Source organism: Nonomuraea fuscirosea (assembly GCF_003001935.1).
Lineage (GTDB): Bacteria > Actinomycetota > Actinomycetes > Streptosporangiales > Streptosporangiaceae > Nonomuraea > Nonomuraea fuscirosea.
This window is the reverse complement of sequence record NZ_PVNG01000003.1, coordinates 167,146-183,236: the sequence shown is the minus strand read 5'-3', so window position 1 is coordinate 183,236 and position 16,091 is coordinate 167,146. Positions and strand designations below refer to the sequence as shown.

General features: G+C 70.9%; 16 protein-coding genes. 5 read left to right on the top strand and 11 right to left on the bottom strand.

Features of this window, described 5'->3' with window-relative positions; all coding sequences use genetic code 11:
- Positions 1 to 58 precede the first annotated feature (58 nt).
- Positions 59 to 1,459 carry an ATP-binding protein gene (locus B0I32_RS07905; protein WP_146178078.1) on the top strand — a complete coding sequence of 467 codons (1,401 nt, stop codon included), beginning with the start codon at positions 59 to 61 and terminating at the stop codon, positions 1,457 to 1,459.
- Positions 1,460 to 1,482: 23 nt separating this feature from the next.
- On the opposite strand, the gene B0I32_RS07900 is transcribed toward B0I32_RS07905, so the two are convergent.
- Entirely contained in the window at positions 1,483 to 1,968 is a 486-nt protein-coding gene (locus B0I32_RS07900; protein WP_106236354.1) for a GyrI-like domain-containing protein, read from the bottom strand.
- Between the two features lie 179 nt (positions 1,969 to 2,147).
- Between B0I32_RS07900 and B0I32_RS07895 the strand changes: the two genes are divergently transcribed.
- Genes B0I32_RS07895 through B0I32_RS07885 form a run of 3 tightly spaced genes read left to right on the top strand, consistent with a single transcriptional unit; the run spans position 2,148 to position 5,090 of the window.
- On the top strand, positions 2,148 to 2,849 hold the full coding sequence (locus B0I32_RS07895; RefSeq protein WP_106236353.1) for a TetR/AcrR family transcriptional regulator: 702 nt from the start codon (positions 2,148 to 2,150) through the stop codon (positions 2,847 to 2,849).
- Complete coding sequence (locus B0I32_RS07890) at positions 2,809 to 4,362, top strand: AMP-binding protein (protein WP_245955671.1); 1,554 nt, start codon at positions 2,809 to 2,811, stop codon at positions 4,360 to 4,362. Before B0I32_RS07895 ends, B0I32_RS07890 begins: the two co-directional genes overlap by 41 nt.
- The gene (locus B0I32_RS07885; protein ID WP_106236349.1) at positions 4,359 to 5,090 is read left to right on the top strand and encodes an enoyl-CoA hydratase/isomerase family protein; all 732 of its coding nucleotides are present in this window, start codon (positions 4,359 to 4,361) and stop codon (positions 5,088 to 5,090) included. The genes B0I32_RS07890 and B0I32_RS07885 overlap by 4 nt, the downstream gene beginning before the upstream one ends.
- Positions 5,091 to 5,144: 54 nt before the next feature.
- Here B0I32_RS07885 and B0I32_RS07880 read toward each other — a convergent pair whose 3' ends face one another.
- The 5 genes from B0I32_RS07880 to B0I32_RS07860 all read right to left on the bottom strand — a co-directional run bounded on the left by B0I32_RS07880 (position 5,145) and on the right by B0I32_RS07860 (position 9,733).
- Positions 5,145 to 5,756: a PH domain-containing protein gene (locus B0I32_RS07880; RefSeq protein WP_106236347.1), complete on the bottom strand. Its 612-nt coding sequence runs from the start codon at positions 5,754 to 5,756 to the stop codon at positions 5,145 to 5,147.
- Complete coding sequence (locus tag B0I32_RS07875; RefSeq protein WP_106236345.1) at positions 5,753 to 6,826, bottom strand: adenosine deaminase; 1,074 nt, start codon at positions 6,824 to 6,826, stop codon at positions 5,753 to 5,755. The genes B0I32_RS07880 and B0I32_RS07875 overlap by 4 nt, the downstream gene beginning before the upstream one ends.
- Before the next feature lie 419 nt (positions 6,827 to 7,245).
- Positions 7,246 to 7,596, bottom strand: coding sequence for a cupin domain-containing protein (locus B0I32_RS07870; RefSeq protein ID WP_106236343.1), 351 nt, complete (start codon positions 7,594 to 7,596; stop codon positions 7,246 to 7,248).
- A 4-nt stretch (positions 7,597 to 7,600) separates the two neighbouring features.
- Positions 7,601 to 8,158, bottom strand: coding sequence for an AMIN-like domain-containing (lipo)protein (locus tag B0I32_RS07865; protein WP_245955670.1), 558 nt, complete (start codon positions 8,156 to 8,158; stop codon positions 7,601 to 7,603).
- A gap of 165 nt (positions 8,159 to 8,323) precedes the next feature.
- Positions 8,324 to 9,733, bottom strand: coding sequence for an MFS transporter (locus B0I32_RS07860; RefSeq protein WP_106236340.1), 1,410 nt, complete (start codon positions 9,731 to 9,733; stop codon positions 8,324 to 8,326).
- An 87-nt stretch (positions 9,734 to 9,820) separates the two neighbouring features.
- On the opposite strand from B0I32_RS07860, the gene B0I32_RS07855 reads away from it, so the two are divergent.
- Positions 9,821 to 10,207 carry a MarR family winged helix-turn-helix transcriptional regulator gene (locus B0I32_RS07855; protein ID WP_106236338.1) on the top strand — a complete coding sequence of 129 codons (387 nt, stop codon included), beginning with the start codon at positions 9,821 to 9,823 and terminating at the stop codon, positions 10,205 to 10,207.
- A gap of 163 nt (positions 10,208 to 10,370) precedes the next feature.
- Here B0I32_RS07855 and B0I32_RS07850 read toward each other — a convergent pair whose 3' ends face one another.
- Genes B0I32_RS07850 through B0I32_RS07830 form a run of 5 tightly spaced genes read right to left on the bottom strand, consistent with a single transcriptional unit; the run spans position 10,371 to position 16,069 of the window.
- Positions 10,371 to 11,651: a thymidine phosphorylase gene (locus B0I32_RS07850; protein ID WP_106236336.1), complete on the bottom strand. Its 1,281-nt coding sequence runs from the start codon at positions 11,649 to 11,651 to the stop codon at positions 10,371 to 10,373.
- Entirely contained in the window at positions 11,651 to 12,046 is a 396-nt protein-coding gene (locus B0I32_RS07845; protein ID WP_106236335.1) for a cytidine deaminase, read from the bottom strand. The genes B0I32_RS07850 and B0I32_RS07845 overlap by 1 nt, the downstream gene beginning before the upstream one ends.
- The gene (locus B0I32_RS07840; RefSeq protein ID WP_106236333.1) at positions 12,043 to 13,323 is read right to left on the bottom strand and encodes an ABC transporter permease; all 1,281 of its coding nucleotides are present in this window, start codon (positions 13,321 to 13,323) and stop codon (positions 12,043 to 12,045) included. Before B0I32_RS07840 ends, B0I32_RS07845 begins: the two co-directional genes overlap by 4 nt.
- On the bottom strand, positions 13,320 to 14,462 hold the full coding sequence (locus B0I32_RS07835) for an ABC transporter permease (RefSeq protein WP_106236331.1): 1,143 nt from the start codon (positions 14,460 to 14,462) through the stop codon (positions 13,320 to 13,322). Before B0I32_RS07835 ends, B0I32_RS07840 begins: the two co-directional genes overlap by 4 nt.
- Entirely contained in the window at positions 14,462 to 16,069 is a 1,608-nt protein-coding gene (locus B0I32_RS07830; protein WP_106236330.1) for an ABC transporter ATP-binding protein, read from the bottom strand. The genes B0I32_RS07835 and B0I32_RS07830 overlap by 1 nt, the downstream gene beginning before the upstream one ends.
- Between the last annotated feature and the right edge of the window lie 22 nt (positions 16,070 to 16,091).

The window sequence follows — 16,091 nt, the reverse complement described above, 5'->3', positions numbered from 1 at the left end:
ATTTTTGGTAGTCCCAAAGTTGGGACCACCACAGTTGGGTGTCTAGGGAGGGGTTCAGCTGGACGGGTTCATCGGGCGGCGGCGTGAGCTGGCTCAGCTCGGCCGTTATTTCAGCAGGGTGAGGACCGGCGATCGTCCCGGCCGCGCCATCCTCATGCGCGGCAGGCGCCGGGTGGGCAAGACGCGCCTCGCCGAGGAGTTCATCCGGCGCAGTGGTGTGCCGAGCCTCTTCTTCGCCGCGGACCAGCAGCCGCCGGCCGTTCAGCTCGAACGGTTCATCAACGATGTGGCCGCCTCCGACCTGCCCGACGCCGCGCACTTCGACGGTGTCACGCCCACGTCCTGGGACAGCGCCCTGCGCCTGATGGCTCAGGCCGTTCCGCAGGACTCGCCGAGCATCGTCGTCATCGACGAGCTCCCCTATCTGATCCAGCAGGACCCCTACCTCGAAAGCACCCTGCAACGCCTCTTCGACCGCGAGTTCTCCCGGCGCCCCATGCTGCTCATCCTGATCGGCTCCGATCTGTCCATCATGGAGGCGATCAACCAGTACGACCGTCCCTTCTACATGCGCGCGTCGGAGATGGTGGTCAACCCGCTCACCGCCGCGGACGTGGCGGACAAGCTCGGCCTGCCCGCCGCGGAGGCCGTGGACGCGCACCTGATCACCGGCGGCCTGCCGCAGATCCTGGACGAATGGCCGGCCGGCGCCTCCGTCGAGGAGTTCCTGGAGACGGCCGTCCCGATGCCGGGCTCGGCGCTGACGGTGAGCGGCGTGCGGGCCATGGCGGCCGAGTTCCCGCCGGAAGCCCAGGCGGGCGTCCTGCTGCGCGCCATCGGCTCCGGTCAGCGTACGTACTCGTCGATCTCCAAGGCGTCCGGCCTGCCCGGCACGTCGATCGCGCGCGGTCTGCAGATCCTCCAGGAGAAGCGCATGGTGACGGCGGAGCTGCCGCTGTCCGTACGGCCGTCGCGGGAACGCCGCTACCACATCGCGGACACGCACCTGCGCTTCTGGCTCTCGTTCATCGAACCGAACATGACCGCGATCGACCGTGACCGCGGCGACCTCGTCCTCCAGCGGATCGAACGGTCGTGGACGGCTTGGCGCGGCGCCGCGGTCGAGCCTTTCGTCCGTGAGTCGCTCCGTCGCATGGACGGGCTGCCCGAGAACACCCAGGCGATCGGAGGGTACTGGACGAGGACGAACAACCCGGAGATCGACCTGATAGGGGCGGACAGAGAGCCGGTCGCCAAGAAGATCACCTTCGTCGGATCGGTGAAATGGCTGGAGAACCGGCCCTTCGACGAGCACGACCTGCGCGAGCTCATCGCCCACCATGCCCAGGCCGAGGGAGCGGGCACCACCACACCGCTCTACGCCGTCTCCCGCAGCGGCTGCGACGTGGACGGCGTCACCCACGTCGACCCGGAGCAGTTGCTCGACGCGTGGCGGTGACGCCCGCTCCCGTTTGCCGGGTGTCAGGTCAGGCGGAGTTGGAGGTCGGTGTCCCAGTTGTTCATGTCGGGTTCGACGCGGGGGTCCGTCCGGTACAGCTCCAGGCGGCAGCCCCAGTGCTCGACCCCGTCCTTCTCGGTCAGGTCCCACTCCAGGCCCTGCTCGCGGCCCCAGCGCAGCAGTGACTCGACGGCGCCGGCGAGCTGGTCCGGGTGGCCGTGGTGGGTGGTGGTGACGTAGCGGCCGGCGGGGAGGGTGGCGGCGAGGAGGTCGTCCTCCGCGTCCATCGGGGCCGGGACGGGGACGCCCGCCTCCACCACCAGCCGGTCGGCGGCCATGTCGATGCTGTGGTAGCGCAGGAACGGCGCCCCGGCGGGGGCCGTGCCGCGCTCGGCCAGCCGGCCGATGATCTCGCCGATCCGGTCGGCGACCAGGTGGAAGCTGGTCATGGTGATGGTACGGCGCACCCCGAGGTACGGGCGCGGCGGGAATTCGATGATCTGTGGCATGGGTCGTAGCCTCCTTCTCACATCTTTGTACGAAGGTCGGCCGCGGAACTCATCGGTGGCTCGGAGATCGGTGGCCGGGTCTACGTGCGCGGGCCGGAGGCGTCCGGGGCACCTATGGCGATTTCGGCGGACATGGGGTATTTTTCGGATCTAAGAGGCAACCGAACGTTCGGTAGGACATGATGATCGTCGACCTCACCGACCGCGACACCGACGCCGGCCGGCGGATCAGGACCGCGGCCGTGCTGCTGTTCGCGCGGCGGGGCTACGCCGCCACCAGCATCAGAGACCTCGGCAAGGCGGTCAACATGACCAACGCCGGGATCTACCACCACGTCACCAGCAAGGAAGCGCTGCTGGCCGACCTCATGCGGGCCGCGCAGCGCGAGCTGATCGAGGCCACCGAGCGCATGCTGGCCCCGTACGAGCGGCCCGGCGACCGCCTCGCCCTGCTGATCAGCTCACTCACCGCCGTCCACGCCCTCACCCCCATGACCAGCCGCGTCATGGACGGCGAGCTGCGCTCCCTGACGCCCGGCTCCGCCGCCCACGCCGAGATCATCGCCCTGCGCGACGCGTACGAGGACCACTGGAAGCACGCCCTGGCCGACGGCGTCGAGCAGGGCGTCTTCCGGGTCGCCGACGAGAAGCTGACCCGGCTCGCCCTGATGTCCATGTGCACCGGCACCAGCGAGTGGTACCGCCCTGACGGGGACTCCACGCTGGAGCAGGTGTGCGCCGAGTTCGTCGCGATCGGCCTGGCCGCCGTCCGCGCCCCCGCCGAAGCTTTTGCGACGGCCGACTTCACTCTGCTGCCCGAGTTCCCGTGGGAGCCGCCGCATGCAAGCAACGATCCCCGACCTGATGAGGCACGCCGCTGACACGTACGGCGCGCGCGAGTTCCTCCGTTTCCCCGACCCCTCACCCGTTTCCCTGACCTTCGCCGAGGCCGACGAGCGGTCGGACCGGCTGGCCGGAGCGCTGGCCGACAAGGGCGTGCGGCCCGGCGACCGGGTGGCGATCATGATGGACAACGTGCCCGGCTGGCCGCTGAGCTGGCTGGCGATCCTCAAGGCGGGCGCGATCACCGTGCCGGTGAACGTCCGTTACCGGGCCGCCGACCTGGAGCACGTCCTGCGCGACTCCGGGGCGGTGGCCACGATCACCACCGCCGGGTACGCCCCGCACATCCCCGGCACAGTCCATCTTCTCGACCAGCTCACCGGCGGAGCTCCCCGCACCAACCCCTCTAAAGCCGACGATGTCGCGAATTTTCAGTACACGTCGGGGACCACCGGTTTTCCCAAGGCCTGCATGCTCACCCACGCCTACTGGCTCAGGTCCGCCGCCGTCGTCGCCGACCAGGTCTGTCTGCGCGACGACGACGTGCTGATGATCGCCCAGGCGTTCTCGTACATGGATCCCCAGTGGGTCACCCTGCTCGCCCTCATGGGCGGGATCCCGCTCGTCGTGCTCCCCCGCTTCTCCGCCTCCGGCTTCTGGGCCTCGGCCAGGGAGCAGGGGGCGACGCTCACGTACGTGCTGGGCACCATGCCCCTCCTCCTGCACAAACAGCCGCCCCACCCGCTCGACCGCGCCCATCGCATGCGCGCGGTGCTCTGCTCGGGCATCCAGCCGGACCTGCACCGCGCGTACGAGGAGCGCTGGGGCACGCCATGGCGGGAGCTGTACGGCTCCACCGAGAGCGGCACCGACCTGCTCTCGCCCCTCGACGACACCGGCACGGTCGGCACCGGCGCCATGGGGGTCCCGCCGCCCGGCAAGGAGGTCGAGCTGGACCCCGGCACCGGCGAGATCCTGGTCAGGGGCGAGCCCATGATGCGGGGGTACTGGAACCATCCCGAGGCGACCGCCCACGCCTTCAGGGACGGCTGGTACCACACCGGCGACCTGGGCGTCCGCGACTCCCAGGGCCGGATCAGGCACGCCGGGCGGATCAAGGACATGGTGCGCAGGGGTGGCGAGAACATCTCCTGCGCCGAGGTGGAGCACGTGCTGGCCGAGCATCCCGCCGTCGTCTCCGCCGCCCTGGTGCCCATCCCCGACGAGCTGTTCGGCGAGCTGCCCAAAGCGTTCCTCCAGCTCCGGCCCGGCCATCCGGCCACGGCCGAGACCGCCGCGAGCGTGATCGAGCACGCCAGGGGGCGGCTGGCCCGGTTCAAGATCCCGGCGTACGTGGAGTTCGTCGCGGAGTTCCCGCTGACCCCGTCCGCCCGCGTCGAGAAACGCCACCTCCTCCATCCCGGCCGCGACCAGCGCGCCGTCCCGGCGATCCACGTCGAACCCGGCCGCGACCGGCGCACCGCGCCCGCCGTCCAGGCCCATCCCGAGCGCGACCTCCCCACCACCCAGGCCGACAAGGAGCAGAGATGATCGACGTGACCGTACGCGACGAGGTGGCCGTGATCACCCTCGCCCGGCCCGACAAACTCAACGCCCTCACCGCCGCCATGCGCGCGGACCTCGCCGCCGCCGTCCGCGAGCACGGCGGGAGCGGCCGGGGCATCGTGGTCACCGGGACCGGCCGGGCGTTCTCCGCCGGCGAGGACATCAACCAGGCCGTCGGCCGGTCGCTGGTCGAGGAGGTGGAGCTGTTCCACGACATGACCAGGGCCGTGCTGGAGACCCGGGTGCCGGTGGTGGCGGCGGTCAACGGCCTGGCCGTGGGCGGCGCCGCCGAGTGGACGCTCTGCTTCGACGCCCGCATCGGCACGCCGGCGGCCGAGTACTTCCTGCCGGAGAACCACATCGGCCTGTCGATCTCCAACGCCGCCGGCTACCTGCTCCCCCGTCTCGTCGGCGGCAGGGCGTTGCGGCTGGTGCTCGACTCGACCCGGATGAGCGCCGAGGACGCCCTCGCCGTCGGCCTGCTGGATCAGATCGTCGATCCGGAGGCGCTGGTGGAGACGGCGATCGCTCGCGTACGCCACTGGAGCGCCGCCGGCACCGCCACGGCGGTCCACCTCGCCCTGCTGCGCCCGCCGCTGGCGGAGGTCGAGCGGGCCTTCCAGGTGGAGACCGAGGCGGCCAAGCAGGTGGAGGCGTCCGGCATCGCCCAGGCCGGCATGGACGCCTTCGTCAACAGGAAGCGAGCAGACTAGACGACGGCCAACAGGCCGCGCGGACCAGGCGACCCTCGACAGGCGCCGCGCCGGTCAGGCGACGACGATCGCGGCGACCACCAGCGCCACCGCGACCACCAGCACCGCGATCGCGTCGTAGGACCACGTCACCCGGGCCGGCCCCGCCTGCTCGTCGCGGCGCCTGGCCGACTCGGCGCGTTCGCGGATCTGGTCGCCCACCCAGTCGGCGTGCGTCTTGCCGGCGAACGCCTCCGCCGCCGCCTGCTCGCCCTTCGACAGGGTCGGCTCGGTCTTGAAGCGCCCCCGCTGTCGCGCGGGGGCGCCGCGCCGCTGCGCCCTGGCCCGCTCACGCGCGCTGCTCATCGGCGTCCACAGCCGCAGCACCTGCTCGTCGCCGTGGTGCACGTTGATGGAGTGGGACACCGTGACGTCCTCGATCGAGGCCCACGGCACGAACGTGGTGCGGAACGGGTTGCGCCCGACCAGCCCCGCCTCCGTGAGCACGGTGGCGGGGCGCAGCGCGACCGCGTAGACGAGCGCCGTCAGCGCCCCCAGCACGGCCAGCGCCACCAGCGACGGCTTGCCGCTGTAGCGGACGATCAGGTCGACGACGTTGAAGGCCACGAAGGCCAGCCACACCCATGCCAGCACGAACGCGGTCCTGGACCGGTAGCTCTGCTTCACGGCTGCCACTTCAGCTGCGCGAACCCCGGCTTGATCCGGCCGTTGATCAGCGCCAGCCGCTCGTCGAACGGGATGAACGCCGACTTCATCGCGTTGACCGTGAACCACTGCAGATCGTCCCAGCCGTAGCCGAACGCCTCGACCAGCTTGTGGAACTCCAGCGCCAGGCTGGTCGAGCTCATCAGCCGGTTGTCGGTGTTGACGGTGACGCGGAAGTGCAGCCGCCGCAGCAGCCCGATGGGGTGGTCGGCGATCGACGCGGCGGCTCCGGTCTGCAGGTTGGACGTGGGGCACATCTCCAGCGGGATGCGCTTGTCGCGAACGTAGGCCGCCAGCCGCCCCAGCTTGGCCGACCCGTCGCCGGACACGGAGATGTCGTCGATGATGCGCACGCCGTGGCCGAGCCGGTCGGCGCCGCACCACTGGATGGCCTGCCAGATCGACGGCAGCCCGAAGCCCTCGCCGGCGTGGATGGTGAAGTGGGCGTTCTCCCGCTGGAGGTATTCGAAGGCGTCGAGGTGGCGGGTGGGCGGGTAGCCGGCCTCGGCGCCCGCGATGTCGAAGCCCACCACGCCGCCGTCGCGGTAGCGCACGGCCAGCTCGGCGATCTCCCTGGAGCGCGCCTGGTGCCGCATGGCCGTCAGGAGGGTGCCGACGCGGATGCCGCGCCCCTCCGAGCCGCGCGCGAACCCTTCGAGCACCGCCTCCACGACCTCGTCGAGGCTCAGGCCCGTGGTGGTGTGCTGCTCGGGCGCGAAGCGCACCTCGGCGTAGACCACGCCGTCGGCGGCCAGGTCTTCGGCGCACTCGGCGGCCACGCGCTCCAGCGACTCGCGGGTCTGCATGACGCCGACCGTGTGGTCGAACGTCTCCAGGTAGCGTTCGAGCGAGCCGGAGTCGGCCGCCTCCCCGAACCACTGGCGCAGGTTGTCGGGATCGTGGGTGGGCAGCCGGCCGTAGTCGGTCTCCCTGGCCAGCTCGACGATCGTCTCGGCGCGGAGCCCGCCGTCGAGGTGATCGTGCAGCAACACCTTGGGAGCCCGCCGGATCTCGTCAAGCGTGGGCCTCATCAGAAACCTCCGAGGAAACCCCCGCCTCTAGGCGGGGAGGAATCGGACCCCTGCGGAGCAGGACAGGGGCAGGCGATTCGCCGCCAGGCGGACCGCCCTCGAAACGCGGCGCGATGCCGCGAGGTTCGGTAGTGTGTTCGACGGCGGCGATGACCAAGCCGCCGGAATACTGATCGGACATACCCTCGCCGCCGGGCTGGCGGAGAGGCGAAACGCCTGTGGAGCTGGTGTAAGACCTCAACGAGAGATCCTTTTCTCGGGCGGGCGACCGGCGATGAAGCAGGAAACCCCACGGGCGACCGTGGGAATCCCCCTCCTTCAAGGGGGGGAGGATGTCAACAGGCCATGATATGAGCACTGCCCGCCCGGTCAGCCCGTCGGGCGGGCTGTACTGGATCGGTCTCGTCAACCCCGTCGCGTCAGTCGCGGCCGGCACCGTCCGGGGAGAAGGCGGGCAGGCACACGGCGATGTACTCGGCGCCCTCGGGCCCGGCGCTGTAGCGGACCTTCTCCCCCGGCGACGTCACCACCGACTGCCCGGCCTCGACCAGCGTCGTGCCCTCGTCGTGCGCCACGATCACCGTGCCGCGCAGCACCACCGTGTACTCGGTGAACGCCGGCGTCTGCGGCGGCTCCTCCCAGCCGGGCGGGGCGACCATGTGGGCGATGGAGATCGCCTCATCGCCGCTGCTGACGCGGCCCACGTGCTCGTCGATGAGCTTGCCGCCTGGTACGGGAATGCGGGCCGGAGCCCCGATCTTTCTGACCACCAGGTCAGTGTGCCACGTCCAGGACCAGGCGGTTCGGCGACCTGTGCTCCGTGACCTGGAACGCCGCCTGCCGGTCCAGCGCCAGCCCGATCCCGACGCGGCCCTCGAAGTCGCCGGTCCTGACGACGTCGGCCAGGTTGGCCAGGCCGGCCGCGTAGACGGGCCCGCCGCTCCAGGTGGGCTCGCCGTCCTCGTCGTGGGCGTTCGCGGGGAAGAGCGTGAGCTGGAGGTACGCGCCGCCGCGCACGCCCATGGGCTTGCCTGAGCCGTCCTGGACGAACTCGTCCACCCATTTCACGTTGTATCCGGGCATCCCGCCCTTGAGGTCCACCACCAGCCGGTCGTAGCCCTCGTGAGCGGCGAAGCGCACCCCCGTCACCACGGCCGGCTCGGTGCCGCTCCGGTCGACCTCCACCTCGGCGGTGCTGGTCGGAGCACCGGGAGCAGCGGCAGAGGGCGAGCCCGTGCCGCCGGTCTCCGTGGTGGCCGGGGTCTGCGGCAGCGTGGCCTGCCGGGCGGTGCCGCACGCGGCGAGCCCTGCGGTGAGCGCTGCGGCGATCACGGCCAGACAGGCCCGCACGACGGCCGCACGAGTGCGCGGCGACCGGCCGGCGGACGGTGAAGACGAGCACATGCCGGGTAGATGCCCAGCGTACGGGCCCGCCACGCCGTGCCACGCCCGGCTTACCGGCCGCCGCGATCACACCCGCCCGGCATGCCGCCCCGGTCAGACGGTCTCGTACACCCGTGCCTCCTGCGGTTCGGCGGCCGGCACCGCCTTGCGGGCGCGCAGGCCGGTGGCCGAGATGGCCAGCCCGACCAGGGCCAGCACCAGCGACACCACGATCGCCGCGCGCAACGCCTCGATGGACAGGGTCTCGCCGCCCGAGGTGAGCACGGCGGTCACGACGGCCAGCACGATCGCGCCGCCCACCTGCCCCGAGGTGTTCAGCAGGCCGGAGGCCAGCCCCTGCTCGTCGTCGCTCACGCCGTTGGTTGCCTGGATGTTCAGCGAGGGGAACGACAGCGCGAACGCGATGCCCAGCAGGACCATGCCGGGGATCACCATGCCGCCCAGGCTGGGGGTGCGGTCGATGCCGAGGAAGATCGCGTACCCGCCGGCCAGCGCGGCGGCGCCGATGACGATCAGCTTGCCGGTGCCGAACCGGTCGGCGAAGTCGCCCATCTTGGTCGAGGTGACCGCGACGAGCACGCCGGCGGGCAGGAACGCCATGGCGGTGCCGAGGGCGGACCAGCCGAGCAGGTTCTGGAAGTACTGCATCGCCACGAACTGGAACGACACGTACGAGCCCATGAGGATGAGCAGCCCCAGGTTGGCCCGCACGATGTGGCCGGAGCGCAGGATGCCCAGCCGCACCAGCGGGTGCCGCACCTTGAGCTCGGTCACCACGAACAGCGCGAGCAGCGCGGCCACGCCCGCCAGCGAGCCGATCGTGCGCAGGGAGGCCCAGCCCGCCTCGGGGGCCTGCACGACGGTGAACACCAGCAGCAACATCGACGCGGTGATGGTCACGGCGCCGACGAGGTCGTGACCGCCTTCGGCCCGCTCCTCCCGGCCGCGCGGCAGCACCTTCAACGCGGCGACCAGCGCGATGATCGCGACCGGCACCGGCATCAGCAACGTCCAGCGCCAGCCGATCTCGGTCAGCAGGCCGGACAGCACGAGGCCGAGCGAGTAGCCGCTGGCTCCCGAGGCGGTGAAGAAGCTCAACGCCCGGTTGCGCTCGGGACCCTCGGCAAAGGTGGTCGTGATGATCGACAACGCGGCGGGCGCCGTGAACGCGGCGGCCACGCCCTTGACGAACCGGGCCACGATCAGCAGGGCGCCGTCGTCCACGATGCCACCGAGCAACGACGCCACGGCGAAGACTCCCAAAGCGACCAGGAACACTCTGCGCCGCCCGAGCAGGTCGGCGGTCCTGCCCCCGAGCAGAAGAAGACCGCCGTAGCCGAGCACGTAGCCACTGACCACCCATTGCAGGGCGGAGGTATCAAGATTCAGATCGTGCTGGATGGCCGGCAGGGCGACGCCGACCATCGACACGTCAAGAGCGTCAAGGAATATCACTGCGCAGAGCACGGCGAGCGCGCCCCAGCGGGATGAGGAAGAGGACATGAGTCAGAACAATACATGCACGCACATCTAATGCAAGCGCATTTAATGTCGTTGCATGAGATTTACGGAAGTGGTAACCTCCGCGACATGGACGAGCAGCTCGTGGTCGACACCTGGCATTACGTCCTGGGCAGGCATGCCAAGGCGATGTGCGCGCTGGAGCGGGAGCTGGGCGATCGGCACGGCCTGGGGCCCAGCGAGTTCGAGGTCCTCGACCGGATCGTCCATCACGACAGAAAGCTGCGCATCCAGGAGCTGTGCGAAGAGGTCCACCTGAGCCAGAGCGCGCTGTCGCGGGTGGTGGCCAGGCTGGAGAAGGCGTCGCTGGTCTCACGCGGGGTGTGCGACGCGGACCGGCGCGGGGTCTTCGTCTGCATCACGGACGAGGGCCGCTCCCGCCACGCCGAAGCCCTGCCGACGCAGCGGGCCGTCCTCACCGAGATCTTCGCCGACACCCCGATCCCGGCCCACTGATCACCGGCCCGGTCCTCAACTCGGGGCCGATGATCGCTGAAGGTCCCGGACCGGTGACCGCGAACGGTCCCGGCCCGGTGATCGCGAACGGTCCCGGCCCGGTGATCGCGAACGGTCCCGGCCCGGTGATCGCGAACGGTCCCGGCCCGGTGATCGCGAAGGTCTAGGCGGCGGTGATGCGGTCGATGACCAGCGGCAGCTGCTCGCCGCTCGCCTCACCCACCGCGCAGGCGTCCTCCAGCGCCTCGACCGCCCGGTCGAAACGCCACGTCTCATCCGTGTGCAACGTCAGCAGCGGCTGCCCGGCCCGTACCAGATCGCCCGGCTTGGCGTGCAGCACGACCCCGGCGCCCGCCGAGACCGGGTCCTCCTTGCGCGCCCGCCCGGCGCCGAGCCGCCAGGCGGCCAGCCCCACCGCGTACGCGTCCAGCCGGGTCAGCACCCCGGACGCGGGCGCCTCCACGGTCATCGTCTCGGCCGCCCTGGGCAGCAGCGCGTCCGGGTCGCCGCCCTGAGCCGCGATCATGCGCCGCCAGGCGTCCATCGCCGAGCCGTCCTTCAGCGCCGTCTCCGGGTCCTTGCTCGCGGAGACCCCGGCGGCCGCCAGCATCTCCCTGGCCAGCCGTACGGTCAGCTCGACCACGTCGGCGGGACCGCCGCCGGCCAGCACCTCGACCGACTCCTCGACCTCCAGCGCGTTGCCCACGGCCCGCCCGAGCGGCCGGTCCATCGCGGTCAGCAGCGCGACCGTGCGCACGCCCGCGTCGGTGCCGAGCGCGACCATGGTCTCGGCCAGCTCGCGGGCGTCGGGGACGTTCTTCATGAACGCGCCGGAGCCCACCTTCACGTCGAGGACGAGCGAGCCCGTCCCCTCGGCGATCTTCTTCGACATGATGGACGAGGCGATCAGCGGGATCGACTCGACGGTGCCGGTGACGTCGCGCAGGGCGTACAGCTTCTTGTCGGCCGGGGCCAGCCCGGAGCCGGCGGCGCACACGACCGCGCCCGCCGCGCGCAGCACGCCCAGCATCTCGTCGTTGGACAGTGAGGCCCGCCAGCCGGGGATCGCCTCCATCTTGTCCAGGGTGCCGCCGGTGTGGCCGAGCCCACGGCCCGACAGCTGCGGCACGTACGCCCCGCAGGCCGCCACCAGCGGCGCCAGCGGCAGCGTGATCTTGTCGCCGACCCCGCCGGTCGAGTGCTTGTCGGCCGTGGGCCGGTCGAGCCGGGACCAGTCCATGCGCTCGCCCGAGCGGATCATGGCCTGGGTCCAGTCGGCGATCTCGCGCCGGTTCATGCCGTTCAGCAGGATCGCCATGGCCAGCGCGGACATCTGCTCGTCGGCGACGTCGCCGCGCGTGTACGCCCCGATCACCCAGTCGATCTGCTCCGTGGTCAGCTCGCCCCGGTCACGCTTGGCGCGGATGACCTCGATGGCGTCCATCACGCGCTCCTGCTGAGGTCCTGCGGCCCGAACGCGTACGGCAGGATCTCGGCCATCCGCTTCGGGCCGTCCTCGGTCTCCAGCACCAGGTCCTCGCCGCCGAACTCGTACAGGAGCTGGCGGCAGCGCCCGCACGGCATGAGCAGCTCACCGTGGCCGTCCACGCAGGTGAAGGCCACCAGCCGGCCGCCGCCCGAGCGCTGCAGCGCCGAGACCAGGCCGCACTCGGCGCACAGGCCCAGGCCGTAGGAGGCGTTCTCGACGTTGCAGCCGGTGACGATCCGCCCGTCGTCCACCAGAGCGGCCGCCCCGACGGGAAACTTCGAGTACGGCGCGTACGCGTACCGCATGGCTTCCCTGGCCTCGTCCCGCAGGCCGTCCCAGTCGATGTTCAATGTTGTTCCCCCCGGCGATAGCTGACGCCGTCGGCCTTGGGCATCCGCAGGCGCTGCGAGGCGACCAGGAGCACGAGCAGCGTGAGCACGTGTGGCGTGATGAAGATGAAGTCGTTGGGCAGCTGGTCGATGGTCAGCCAGAGCCAGATCAGGAAGACCGCGCCGAGCGCGGCCAGGCCCATCAGGGTGTACTGCCTGGGCCCTGGAGCGGCCAGTTCGACCGGCCGGTCGGCGGAGGTCAGGCGGCGGATCTGCAGGCCGAGGTAGACCAGCAGCAGCACCGCGCCGAACAGGAAGAACGTGTTGACCGCCGGGGCGCTGCGCAGCTGCAGGCTGCTGGCGTAGCCGAACAGGGCGGAGCCACCGGCCAGGCCGCCCGGCCGCCAGTTGCCGAAGATCATGGCGGCGAGGCCGATGAAGCCGCGCCCCTGGGTCTGGCCCTCGACGTACTTGTCGGTGAAGAAGACGAGGAACACGCCGCCGAGCCCGGCGAAGGCGCCGGACAGGACGACGGCGACGTACTTGATCCGGTAGACGTTGACGCCGAGCGACTCGGCCGCCCACGGGTTCTCACCGGCCGAGCGCAACCGCAGGCCGAAGGCGGTGTGCCAGAGCACGAAGAACGTCAGCGGCAGCAGCAGCACGGCCACGATCACCAGCACGCTGATGCCGTGGGTGAGCCCGCGCAGCACGCCCGCGACGTCGGCCACCAGGAACCAGTGGGTGCTCTCCAGCTTGCCGAGCAGGTCGGGCCCGGAGGACAGCAACGGCAGGTCGAACGTGGGCGTCTCCCCACGTACCGCGGGCGAGCTGGTGATGCCGGCGCCCGCCTCGGAGGCGGGCGTGCCCTCCTTGTAGAGGACTTCCGACAGGAAGCGGGTGATGCCGGGGCCGAGCAGGTTGATGGCGACACCGCTGATGATGTGGTCGACGCCGAACGACACGGTCGCGATGGCGTGCAGCAGCCCGCCGAGCGCGCCGCCGAGCAGCCCGGCGGCCAGCGCGGCCATGGGACCCCACTGGTAGCCGGCCCAGCCGGCGAACCAGGTGCCGAGCACCATCATGCCTTCGAGGCCGATGTTGACCACGCCGGCCCGCTCGGCCCACAGACCGCCGAGCCCGGCCAGGGCGATCGGCACGGCCAGGACCAGCGCGGCGCCGACCGTGCCGGACGAGGTGAGGTCGTCGAAGCCGGTCAGCACGCGCACCAGCGACACCAGCAGGATGAGCCCGGCGACGCCGATCAGCGCCAGGTGGTACGTGCGGACCCTGGTCATGCTGCCACCTCAACGGGAGTGTTCCTGCCGAGCTGCTGGGCCGCTCGCCGTTCTTCGATTCTGAGCGCGACGCGGTTGGTCACCTCGTTGGCCACGACGACCAGCAGCACGATCGCGCCCTGGATGATGGTGACGACGGAGGCGGGGATGTCGGCGAACTGCAGCGCGCCCTGGGCCCGGTCGAGGAAGGCGAACAGCAGCGCGGCGAACGCGATGCCGACGGGCTTGTTGCGGCCGAGCAGCGCCACCGCGATGCCGAGGAAGCCCAGGCCGGCGGTGAAGTTGTTGGTGTAGGCGCCCCGGTCGCCGAGGATCTCGGGCAGGCCGATGAGCCCGGCGATCGCGCCCGACAGCACCATGGCGGCGATGATCATCTTCTTGGGGTTGACGCCGGAGGCGAGGGCGGCCGGGCTGTTGAGCCCGCTGGCCTTGATGGTGAAGCCGAACCGGGTGCGCTCCAGTACGACCCAGATGACCACGCCCAGCGCCACGGCCACGAGCAGGAAGCCCCACAGACCGCCGTTGCGGGTGGGCGGCAGCATGCCGAACCACTCGAAGACGAAGTTCAGGTCGGGGAACATGCCCGACTCGGGCAGCGGCGGCGTCGTCGTGTTGAGCTGGCCCTCCGCCCGCTCACCCGCGAACGGCTCGCGCAGCAGGTACGCCGACAGCGCGATCGCGATGTAGTTGAGCATGATCGTGGAGATGACCTCGTTCACGCCCCTGGTCACCTTCATGACGGCGGGGATGAGCGCGTACAGGCCGCCGACCGCGGCCGCGACCAGGATGATGATCCCGATCTGGATGGGGGCGGGGGCGGTGAAGGTGGAGCCCACGAACGCCGCGCAGATGGCGGCGATGCGGTACTGGCCCTCGACGCCGATGTTGAAGAGGTTCATGCGGAAGCCGACGGCCACCGCCAGACCGGCGATGAACAGCGGCACGGCCCTGTTGAGGAAGGTGGCGACGGAGTTCGACTCCGCCCGCGCGCTGTTGCCGAAGTCGAAGAAGGCGGCCAGCGCGTCGAACGGGCTACCGCCCGCGACGACGATGGCCACACTGCAGATCGCGATCGCCAGGACGACGGCGACGGCGGCGCCGGCGACGGTGAGCAGTGCCCGGTTGAGCCCGGCGGGCATCACATCTCCTCGTTTCCGGCGATGGCGCCGGTCATGTAACCGCCCAGCTGTTCGGGCGTGATCTCGCGGGGGTCGAGCCCGGCGACGAGCCGGCCCCGGTAGATGACCTGGATCGAGTCGGACAGGCCGATCAGCTCGTCGAGGTCGGCGGAGATGAGCAGCACCGCCAGCCCGGCGGCGCGGGCGTCGCGCAGGTGGTCCCAGATCGCGGCCTGGGCGCCGACGTCCACACCGCGCGTGGGGTGCGCGGCGATGAGGAACGCGGGTTCGCCGCTCATCTCGCGGCCCACGATCAGCTTCTGCTGGTTGCCGCCCGACAGGGCCAGCGCCAGCGTGTCGACGCCGGGCGTGCGGACGTCGTACGCCTCGACGATGCGCTGGGTGTCGGCCTTGGAGGCGCGCCGGTCCACCCAGATGCCGTTGCGCGCGGGCTTCCTGGTCTGGTGGCCGAGCACCCGGTTCTCCCAGAGCGAGGCCTCAAGGAGCAGGCCCTGCCGGTGCCGGTCCTCCGGGATGTAGCCGATGCCGGCCTCGCGACGCCGCAGGGTGGACCAGCCGCTGATGTCGCGCCCGTTCAGCTCGACGCGGCCGTGCGCGGCGCGGATGCCCATGATGGCCTCGATCAGCTCCGACTGGCCGTTGCCCTCGACGCCGGCGATACCCAGGATCTCGCCCTTGCGCACCTGGAGCGAGACCTCGTCGAGCAGCAGCCGCTTGCCCTCCGAGCGCAGCCGGGCGGCGTAGTCACCGACGGAGACGCCCTTGGGCAGGGCATGGTGGCCGTCGGCCTCCACGGTGAGCTGGGAGACCCGCAGCGCGACCGTGTCGGTCACCGTGGACTCGCGGGTCTCAGGGGTCGGCAGCTCGCTGCCCACCATCAGCTCGGCGAGCTGGCGCGCGGTGACGTCGCCCGGATCGACGCTGGCGACGGTGGTGCCGCGGCGGATCACGGTGATGGCGTCGGCGATGCCGAGCACCTCGTCGAGCTTGTGGGAGATGAAGATGACGGTCAGGCCCTCGGCCTTGAGCTCGCGCAGGTTCTGGAAGAGCTCGTCGACCTCCTGCGGCACGAGCACGGCGGTCGGCTCGTCGAGGATGAGGATGCGGGCGCCGCGGTAGAGGACCTTGAGGATCTCGACGCGCTGGCGGTCGCCGACGCCGAGGTCCTCCACCAGCCGGTCGGGGTCGACCCGCAGGCCGTGCGCGGCGGCCAGTTCGGTGATGCGCTTGCGGGCCGCGGCCGTGTCGAGCCGCCCGGCCCGCTTCGGCTCGGCGCCGAGGATGATGTTCTCCAGCACCGTGAAGTTGTCGGCGAGCATGAAGTGCTGGTGCACCATGCCGATCCCGACCTCGATGGCGTCGCTCGGCGTACGGAAGCTGACCTCCGTGCCGTTGACCTTGATCGTCCCCTCGTCCGGCTTCTGCATGCCGTAGAGGATCTTCATCAGGGTGGACTTGCCCGCGCCGTTCTCCCCGACGATGGCGTGCACCGTGCCGGGCTGGACGGTGATGCGGATGTCGTGGTTCGCGACGACACCGGGGAAACGCTTGGTGATGCCCTCCAGCTCTACGGCGGGTCGCGCCGTGGCCAGGGTGTCAGCACTCATTTCGCCTCTCCTAGAGCGGGTG